The organism is Salibacterium salarium, from assembly GCF_030813635.1.
GTDB lineage: Bacteria > Bacillota > Bacilli > Bacillales > Marinococcaceae > Salibacterium > Salibacterium salarium.
The window spans coordinates 1-1,408 of sequence record NZ_JAUSUM010000008.1; the positions used below are offsets into that span (position 1 = coordinate 1).

Here is a 1,408-nt window from a genome sequence, read left to right on the forward strand (position 1 = left end):
CCTGATCGATGGGAGAAAGCGGGGAGTAATCCTCGCCCTAGAAGATGGGCCCGCGGCGCATTAGCTAGTTGGGGAGGTAAAGGCTTCCCAAGGCAACGATGCGTAGCCGACCTGAGAGGGTGATCGGCCACACTGGGACTGAGACACGGCCCAGACTCCTACGGGAGGCAGCAGTAGGGAATCATCCGCAATGGGCGAAAGCCTGACGGTGCAACGCCGCGTGAGTGAAGAAGGTTTTCGGATCGTAAAGCTCTGTTATCCGAGAAGAACAAGGACTGGTCGAATAGGCCGGTCCCCTGACGGTACCGGATCAGAAAGCCCCGGCTAACTACGTGCCAGCAGCCGCGGTAATACGTAGGGGGCAAGCGTTGTCCGGAATTATTGGGCGTAAAGGGCGCGCAGGCGGTTTCCTAAGTCTGATGTGAAAGGCCACGGCTCAACCGTGGAATGGCATTGGAAACTGGGGAACTTGAGTACAGGAGAGGAGAGTGGAATTCCACGTGTAGCGGTGAAATGCGTAGAGATGTGGAGGAACACCAGTGGCGAAGGCGGCTCTCTGGCCTGTAACTGACGCTGAGGCGCGAAAGCGTGGGGAGCGAACAGGATTAGATACCCTGGTAGTCCACGCCGTAAACGTTGAGTGCTAGGTGTTAGGGGTTTCGACACCCTTAGTGCCGAAGCAAACGCATTAAGCACTCCGCCTGGGGAGTACGACCGCAAGGTTGAAACTCAAAGGAATTGACGGGGGCCCGCACAAGCGGTGGAGCATGTGGTTTAATTCGACGCAACGCGAAGAACCTTACCAGGTCTTGACATCTTTTGCTACTTCTAGAGATAGAAGGTTCCCCTTCGGGGGACAAAATGACAGGTGGTGCATGGTTGTCGTCAGCTCGTGTCGTGAGATGTTGGGTTAAGTCCCGCAACGAGCGCAACCCTTAATCTTAGTTGCCAGCATTGAGTTGGGCACTCTAAGGTGACTGCCGGTGACAAACCGGAGGAAGGTGGGGATGACGTCAAATCATCATGCCCCTTATGACCTGGGCTACACACGTGCTACAATGGATGGTACAGAGGGGAGCGAAGCCGTGAGGTGGAGCGAATCTCAAAAAGCCATTCTCAGTTCGGACTGCAGGCTGCAACTCGCCTGCATGAAGCCGGAATCGCTAGTAATCGCGGATCAGCATGCCGCGGTGAATACGTTCCCGGGCCTTGTACACACCGCCCGTCACACCACGAGAGCTTGCAACACCCGAAGTCGGTGAGGTAACCCTTTTGGGAGCCAGCTGCCGAAGGTGGGGCAGGTGATTGGGGTGAAGTCGTAACAAGGTATCCCTACCGGAAGGTGGGGATGGATCACCTCCTTTCTACGGAGTAATTTCCGAGTCGATTCTCTTGGACGTTTTCGTCC

At 55.8% G+C, this 1,408-nt stretch carries 1 rRNA gene; it reads left to right on the top strand.

Annotated elements, in window-relative coordinates:
* Window positions 1-1,364, top strand: a 16S ribosomal RNA gene (locus J2S78_RS17015); the annotation flags it as partial.
* Window positions 1,365-1,408 lie beyond the last annotated feature (44 nt).